The following is a 6,761-nucleotide window of genomic DNA, read 5'->3' on the forward strand; positions in this document are numbered from 1 at the left end:
AACAGGCTTCCGGTCAGAAACGTAGACTTTTTTATCCATAAGATGAAATAGCACATATTCTACCGGTTTTACAAAAATACGTACAAAAATACGATTTTTTTTATTAAATTCAGTATAAATGAAGTGGATAAAAAAGTCTACCTTTTAACGCGTATTCGACATATAAAGTAAAATTTCTTATTCAGTGCATCCTTCTTTTGCCCATTCAAAAAAAGTATTGTGAGATATCTCCAACTGGCGCGCGGCTTCGCGTCCGCTGATCTCGCCGCGTTCCCACAAGCGCCGCAGCGGCTCAAACTCCGGCGGGATCGCCTTGCGCGGCCGTCCGAAGCGGATGCCCCTGCGCTGCGCCGCGGCAATCCCTTCCGCCTGCCGCCGCTTGATGTTTTCGCGCTCTGTCTGCGCCACATACGACAGCAGCTGTAATACGATGTCCGCAATGAGTGTACCCGTCAGATCTCGCCCCTTACGCGTGTCGAGAAGCGGCATGTCCTGTACCACCACGTTCGCCTGCTTTTCTTTTGTGATCGTGCGCCACTGCTCGATCACCTCTTCGTAATTGCGTCCCAGCCTGTCGATCGACTGGATCACAAGGATATCGCCCCTTTTCAATTTACGCAGCAGCTTTTTATACTGCGGCCGGTTGAAATCCTTTCCGCTCAGCTTATCCAGAAATATCTTTTTTCGCTCTACCGGAAAAGCCGCAAGGGAGATCATCTGCCTCATTTCGTTCTGGTCTTTCGCGGATACCCGCGCATAGCCGTAAATGTCCATACCGTATACCTCCTTCGATGCACAAAAAATACGCCCTGATGCAGCGTATTTTTTTATCCTTATGAAGTTCTGCTTCTTATTTTAGAGAACGTGCAGCGATCCGAGCATTTCGTATACCATGGATACCGGCAGCCCGACCACGTTGAAAAAACAGCCGCTTACAGACTTTACAAATCTGGCGGCGCTTCCCTGTATCGCATACGCACCCGCCTTGTCCATTACGTTTTCCTGCTTCAGGTATCTTCCAAGCTCTGCATCCGATAGTGGCGCAAAGCATACCTGCGTACTGCTCACGTCCTTCAAAATCTTATCGCCGGCCATCACGCACACGCCTGTATGTACCCTGTGCGTATTGCCTGACAGCGCTCCGAGCATCCGCCGTGCATCGTCTAAATCGTTCGGTTTCCCGAATATTTCTCCGTCCGGCGCCTCGACGACCGTATCCGCGCCAATCACCACATCGCCCTGCCGTCCTACAAATACGTCCGCGGCTTTCTTGTGCGCCAGAAAACGCACCAGCTCCGTCGCCTCTTTTAAGTCGCAGCTCTCGTCCGCATTGCTCGGCTCCACCACAAAATCCTGTGTCAGAAGCGCCAGCAATTCCTTCCTGCGCGGCGACGCAGATGCCAAAACGATCATTTCTTGATCATCTCCACAGCGCCGACCTTGCACGAATCCACACACAGCCCGCATCCGCGGCATTTGTCAGCGATCACCTTGTGTTTTTGCCTTAAATCCCCTTCGATCGCGCCAAACGGGCACGCCTTTGCGCACAGCGTACAGCCGACACACTTTTGCAGGCTGATTTTTGCCAGCAGGTCGGACTTGGTCGTCAAAATACATTTGCGCGGACATGTGTCCACGCACATCCAGCAGCTGCGGCACTTTTGCGGATCGATCACCGCCAGCCCTTCCGTCATTTCGATCGCGCCAAACGGACACACGCTTGCGCATTTTCCGCAGCCGATACAGCCAGCCGTGCAATTTTGCGTGACCGCTTTTCCCTTATCCGTATTGGTGCACCCGACGTATACGTCGATATCGCGCTCCAAGACCGCGATCGAGCTCTGCGGGCATTGTTCCACACACCGTCCGCAGCCCGTGCATTTTTCTTCGTCGATAAACGCGATGCCGTCCGGCCCCATCGTGATGGCGCCGAATTTGCATACCTTTGCGCACGTCCCAAGACCGAGGCAGGCGAACCTGCACGCCTTGAATCCGCTGGCGATCGCGTATGCCGCACGACAGTCCATCGCGCCGTCATATTCAAATTTATTTTTGCAGTGGCCTTCGCTTCCAAGACACATGATGCGCGCTACCTTAGGCTTCAATTGTCCCACTGACGTCCCCAGGATACCCGCGATTTCCTGCGCCTGATCGTGCGAGAGCACCGCGCAGGCCGCGATCTCCGCCTTACCCTTCGCAAGCGCGTCCGCAAGGCCGTCACAGCCCGGATATCCGCAGCCGCCGCAATTCGCGCCCGGCAGGCACTCGCGTACAGCGACCGCCGTTTCATCCTTTTCTACGGCAAATTTCTTGGAGGCCACGCCCAGCATGATACCAAACACCGCGCCAAGCCCCCCCAGTACGATGATCGACCAAATAATCGGTTCTATCATAATTCTTCTTCCCTCTTTATTATACCAAACCTGAAAATCCCATGAACGCTACGCTCATCAGCGACGCCGTTATGAGAGCGATCGGAAAGCCCCGAAACGGTTTGGGGATCGCCGACAGCTCCAGGCGTTCGCGGATACCCGCAAACAGCACAATGGCAAGCGTAAATCCAAGCGCGCCGCCCACGCCGTTCACAAGCGATTCCACCAGATTATAGTTTTCCGTGATATTGAGCAGCGCAACGCCCAGCACCGCGCAGTTTGTCGTAATGAGCGGCAGATATACGCCAAGGCTCTGGTAAAGCCCGGGGCTCGTTTTCTGCAAGATCATTTCCACCAGCTGCACCAGCGCCGCAATGACCAAAATAAACGCGATCGTCTGCATATACCCCACGCCCAGCGGCACAAGGATATAATATTGCACCAACCACGTGATGAGCGACGCCATCGCCATGACGAAGGTGACCGCCATGCCCATGCCGACTGCTGTCTCTACCTTTTTGGATACTCCCAGAAACGGGCAAATCCCAAGAAAGCGCGAAAGCACAAAGTTATTGACCAGAATGGAGCTTAGGAGGATGGTCAGGATACGAATAAACATGTCCATTACTTAAGCACCTCCTCTGCCTGAAGTTCTTCTGTCTTTTGCTTTGGCTTGCTCTTTTCGCGCATCAGTACGACCTTGTTGATAAGCGCAAGCAGTAGGCCGAGCACAAGGAAGCCGCCCGGTGCCAAAATGAACATCAGCGCCGGCGGATAGTCCGGTCCGAATACGGAAATACCGAACAGGGAGCCCGCGCCCAAAAGCTCGCGCACCATAGCAATAAGTGTGAGCGCAAGCGTGAACCCTACGCCCATGCCGATCCCGTCGATCATCGCCGGAACCACGCTGTTTTTCGCCGCGAACGCTTCCGCACGCGCAAGAATGATGCAGTTTACGACGATCAGCGGGATGAATATCCCGAGCGACGCGTCGAGCGCCGGCAGGAAGGCCTTCAACACCATCTGCACCACCGTTACAAACATGGCGATAACCACCACATAACAGGGTATCCTTACCTTGTCCGGAATAAAATTCCGCAAAAGGGAAATCAACATATTAGAGCACATCAGCACGAAAATGACCGCCGCCCCCATACCAAGCGCATTTGTCACAGACGTAGTGACAGCGATGGTAGGGCACATACCGAGCACCAGACGGAACGTCGGGTTTTCATTTAAGATGCCGTTTACAAAAACGCCTTTCATCTGTTTACCATCCATACCGCTCACGCCCCTTCTCCGAGTCCGAGATACTGTCCGGCGAATTCACGCGCTAAGTTGACCGCGTTTGCAACGCCCTTGCTTGTGATCGTCGCCCCGGTCAGCGCCTGTACTTCGTTTTCCGCCCCGCTCGGCGATTTCGCAATGACGATCGGGCCGTCCGTTTCTAAAAACTGGTCAAGGAATGACGGGTTTGTCGCGTTTGCCCCGAGGCCGGGCGTTTCTTCGTGGCTGCCGATCATAACGCCCGTGATCTTCCCGTCGGACGCCATGCCGATCGTAAGCCCCAGTCCCGGCTTATACCCTTTTGTCGTTACGGCAAACGTATAGCCTACCGTCTGGCCGTTCGACGTGCCTTCATATATTTCATTGATATCCGCAAACTTGTCCTGATCATAGTCCATCCCGTCAAGCGCGATCTGCTTGAACTCCTGCGCATCGGGAAGCACCGCCTGCCGCGCTTCCGTCGCTTTTTTGAGCTCCTGCTCCGCGATCGGCCCTTTGGTGATGCCGTACACCAGCCCCAATATGAGCCCTGCGCATACAGTGATGATCACCAAGCGGATGGTGAGGTTGAAAATGCTGTCGCTTTTTGTCTTATTCATTGACCTTTTGCACCTCCCCAAACGGTTTCGGCTTTAATACCTTATCGAGAAGCGGCGTCAAAAGGTTCATAAACAGGATCGAGAACGAAACGCCCTCGGGGTAGCCGCCCCACAGCCGCACGATCATCGTGATCGCGCCGCAGCCGATCCCGAATATGATCTGCGCCCTTGGCGAAGACGGGGACGACACATAATCCGTCGCCATAAAGAACGCACCCAGCATCAGGCCACCGGCAAACAACTCAAACAAGATCATCTCCGGATGACCAGTAAGGAGCGTAATGAGAGCCACCGTGCCCATATAGGCAAGCGGGATGCGCAGCGATATTATCCTGCGCGCAAGCAGATAAATGCCACCGATGAGGAGCGCCAGCGCGCTCGTTTCCCCGATGCTGCCGCCGATCTTTCCCAGAAACATATCCATCAGCGGCGGGATCGTCGTACCTCCTTCGTGCAATACGCCAAGGGGTGTTGCCGAAGCGACCGCGTCCACTCCCGCAAACGGCGCTACGAAAGTCGTCATTGCCACCGGCCAGGAGATAAGCAAAAAGCAACGTGCCGCAAGCGCCGGATTCATAAAGTTATGCCCCAGCCCTCCAAAGCACTGTTTTACGATAATGATTGCAAACGCCGATCCGCAGACGGGGATGTACCACGGCACATTCGGCGGCAGGTTGAGAGCCAGTAAAAGCCCTGTTACCACAGCGGAAAGATCACTGATCGTGACTGCGCGCCTGGTGAAGTACTGGATTGCCGCTTCGCAGCCGACCGCGCTGCCGATACATAGCGCGATCGTCATGATGCAGCCTACGCCGAAAAAGTATACGGCGGCAACGCACGCGGGGATAAGTGCAATAATAACGTCCAGCATGATCCGCGATGTGCTGAGCCCCGACTTGATATGCGGTGATCCCGACAAAATCAACTCTTGTTGCATAACGTTTCCTTTCTTTCCAAAGTTATTCCTCTGTCTTTTCGCGTTCTTCGCGCGCGAGCGCCTCAAGCTTTGCGCGTTCCTTCATCTTTTCCACCGTGATCATATCCTTGGCGAATTTGATGTTCTGCGCAATGGGCTTTTTGGCGGGGCAAATGAAACTGCAGCAGCCGCAGCTCATACAATCGAGCGCGTCATACTGTTCCGCTTTTTCGAAATCCTCGAACATCGCAGAAGCGGAGATCATCATAGGCATCAGGCGCATCGGGCAGACCTCTGCGCACTTGCCGCATTTGATGCAGTTGCTTTCTTTTTCTTTTTTGGTATATGTTTTGTCCAGCACAAGCAATCCCGAAAAGCCCTTGGTGATCACGCAGTCCATCTCCGGCACGGGCAGGCCCATCATCGGCCCTCCGGAAACTACCTTTAATGGCTCCGAAGAAAATCCACCGGCATAATCCAGTACCTCCTGCGCGCTCACGCCGAGGCGCACCAGCAGGTTTTGGGGGTTGTTTACCGCGCCGCTTACCGTCACTACGCGGCGCAAAAGCGGTTCTCCCGTATAAAAGGCATCCGCGATTGCTTTTGTCGAAGCGATGTTCACCACCACAACGCCTGCGTCCATGGGCAGCCCTCCCGCCGGGACGACGCGCCCCGTGATCGCGTTGATCAGCTGTTTTTCTGACCCCTGCGGATATTTTGTCGGCACCGGCACCACGCGGATCGCGTGCGTATCACATGCCGCCATCATCTTCTCGATCGCCTCCGGCTTGTTGTCCTCGATCCCGATGATCGCTTTGTTCACATCAAGCGCACGCATCAGCATCTTGACGCCGAATATGATGCGCTTGGGGCATTCCGTCATCAGACGGTAATCCGCCGTCAAAAACGGTTCGCATTCCGCGCCGTTTATCAGCAGCAGGTTGACTTTCTTGTCCGGCGGCGGACAAAGCTTTACGTGCGTGGGGAACGTCGCGCCGCCCATGCCCACGTTGCCCGCTTCTTTGATGATCTCAATGATCTGTTCCTTCGTCAGTTCGTCAATATTCTCCACAGGCGAAAACGCCTGCTCGTCCAAAAAATCGTTTTCTATCACGACCGCCTGCACCGGTTTCCCGTTGAGCCCGGTGATCTGCGCGATCTCAGCTACCGTACCCGATACGCTCGCATGTATGTTCGCGCTCACAAAGCCCTGCGCCTCGCCGATCTTCTGCCCCATCAGAACGCGCTGTCCCGCTGCTACGAGCGGTTTTGCGGGCGCGCCAATATGCTGGGAAAGAGGGATCTTAACGATCTCCCCTGCCGGCATATCTTCTATTGCACGGTTTTCCGTCAGTTTTTTTCCTTCATGCAAAGATTTGAGCGGATGAACACCGCCCACGAATGTAAGCCCCATTAGTTACCTCCCAATTGCGACCCTGATTCAAAATACCTTACTTATTGTATCACAAATACATTCTATGCAACAGTGAAAATAGTGCTTTTCCATCGTCTTTCTTTTCACAATCCGCAGCATTTTTTCCATTGCGGGTCCAATTCTTAAAAATATGCGATCCATTGCTTTTTTTC

General features: G+C 54.0%; 8 protein-coding genes. All 8 read right to left on the reverse strand.

Features of this window, described 5'->3' with window-relative positions:
* Window positions 1–177: 177 nt before the first annotated feature.
* The 8 genes from VB081_RS04200 to rsxC all read right to left on the reverse strand — a co-directional run bounded on the left by VB081_RS04200 (window position 178) and on the right by rsxC (window position 6,588).
* Entirely contained in the window at window positions 178–774 is a 597-nt protein-coding gene (locus tag VB081_RS04200) for a recombinase family protein (protein WP_323399599.1), read from the reverse strand.
* Window positions 775–855: 81 nt separating this feature from the next.
* The gene (locus tag VB081_RS04205) at window positions 856–1,413 is read right to left on the reverse strand and encodes a Maf family protein (RefSeq protein WP_323399600.1); all 558 of its coding nucleotides are present in this window, start codon (window positions 1,411–1,413) and stop codon (window positions 856–858) included.
* Window positions 1,410–2,393 (reverse strand): 4Fe-4S dicluster-binding protein, encoded by a 984-nt coding sequence (locus VB081_RS04210; RefSeq protein WP_323399601.1) that lies wholly within the window; start codon window positions 2,391–2,393, stop codon window positions 1,410–1,412. The genes VB081_RS04205 and VB081_RS04210 overlap by 4 nt, the downstream gene beginning before the upstream one ends.
* 19 nt (window positions 2,394–2,412) lie before the next feature.
* The gene (rsxA, locus tag VB081_RS04215) at window positions 2,413–2,991 is read right to left on the reverse strand and encodes an electron transport complex subunit RsxA (protein WP_442872706.1); all 579 of its coding nucleotides are present in this window, start codon (window positions 2,989–2,991) and stop codon (window positions 2,413–2,415) included.
* Window positions 2,992–2,996: 5 nt separating this feature from the next.
* Window positions 2,997–3,653, reverse strand: a complete 657-nt coding sequence (locus VB081_RS04220) for an electron transport complex subunit E (protein WP_323399602.1) — start codon at window positions 3,651–3,653, stop codon at window positions 2,997–2,999.
* Window positions 3,654–3,658: 5 nt separating this feature from the next.
* Complete coding sequence (locus tag VB081_RS04225; protein WP_323399603.1) at window positions 3,659–4,258, reverse strand: RnfABCDGE type electron transport complex subunit G; 600 nt, start codon at window positions 4,256–4,258, stop codon at window positions 3,659–3,661.
* The gene (locus tag VB081_RS04230; RefSeq protein WP_323399604.1) at window positions 4,251–5,195 is read right to left on the reverse strand and encodes an RnfABCDGE type electron transport complex subunit D; all 945 of its coding nucleotides are present in this window, start codon (window positions 5,193–5,195) and stop codon (window positions 4,251–4,253) included. Before VB081_RS04230 ends, VB081_RS04225 begins: the two co-directional genes overlap by 8 nt.
* A gap of 22 nt (window positions 5,196–5,217) precedes the next feature.
* Window positions 5,218–6,588 (reverse strand): electron transport complex subunit RsxC, encoded by a 1,371-nt coding sequence (gene rsxC / locus VB081_RS04235; protein WP_323399605.1) that lies wholly within the window; start codon window positions 6,586–6,588, stop codon window positions 5,218–5,220.
* Between the last annotated feature and the right edge of the window lie 173 nt (window positions 6,589–6,761).

Source organism: Christensenella sp., assembly GCF_034927525.1.
In the GTDB taxonomy this organism is placed as follows: Bacteria; Bacillota; Clostridia; order Christensenellales; family Christensenellaceae; genus Christensenella.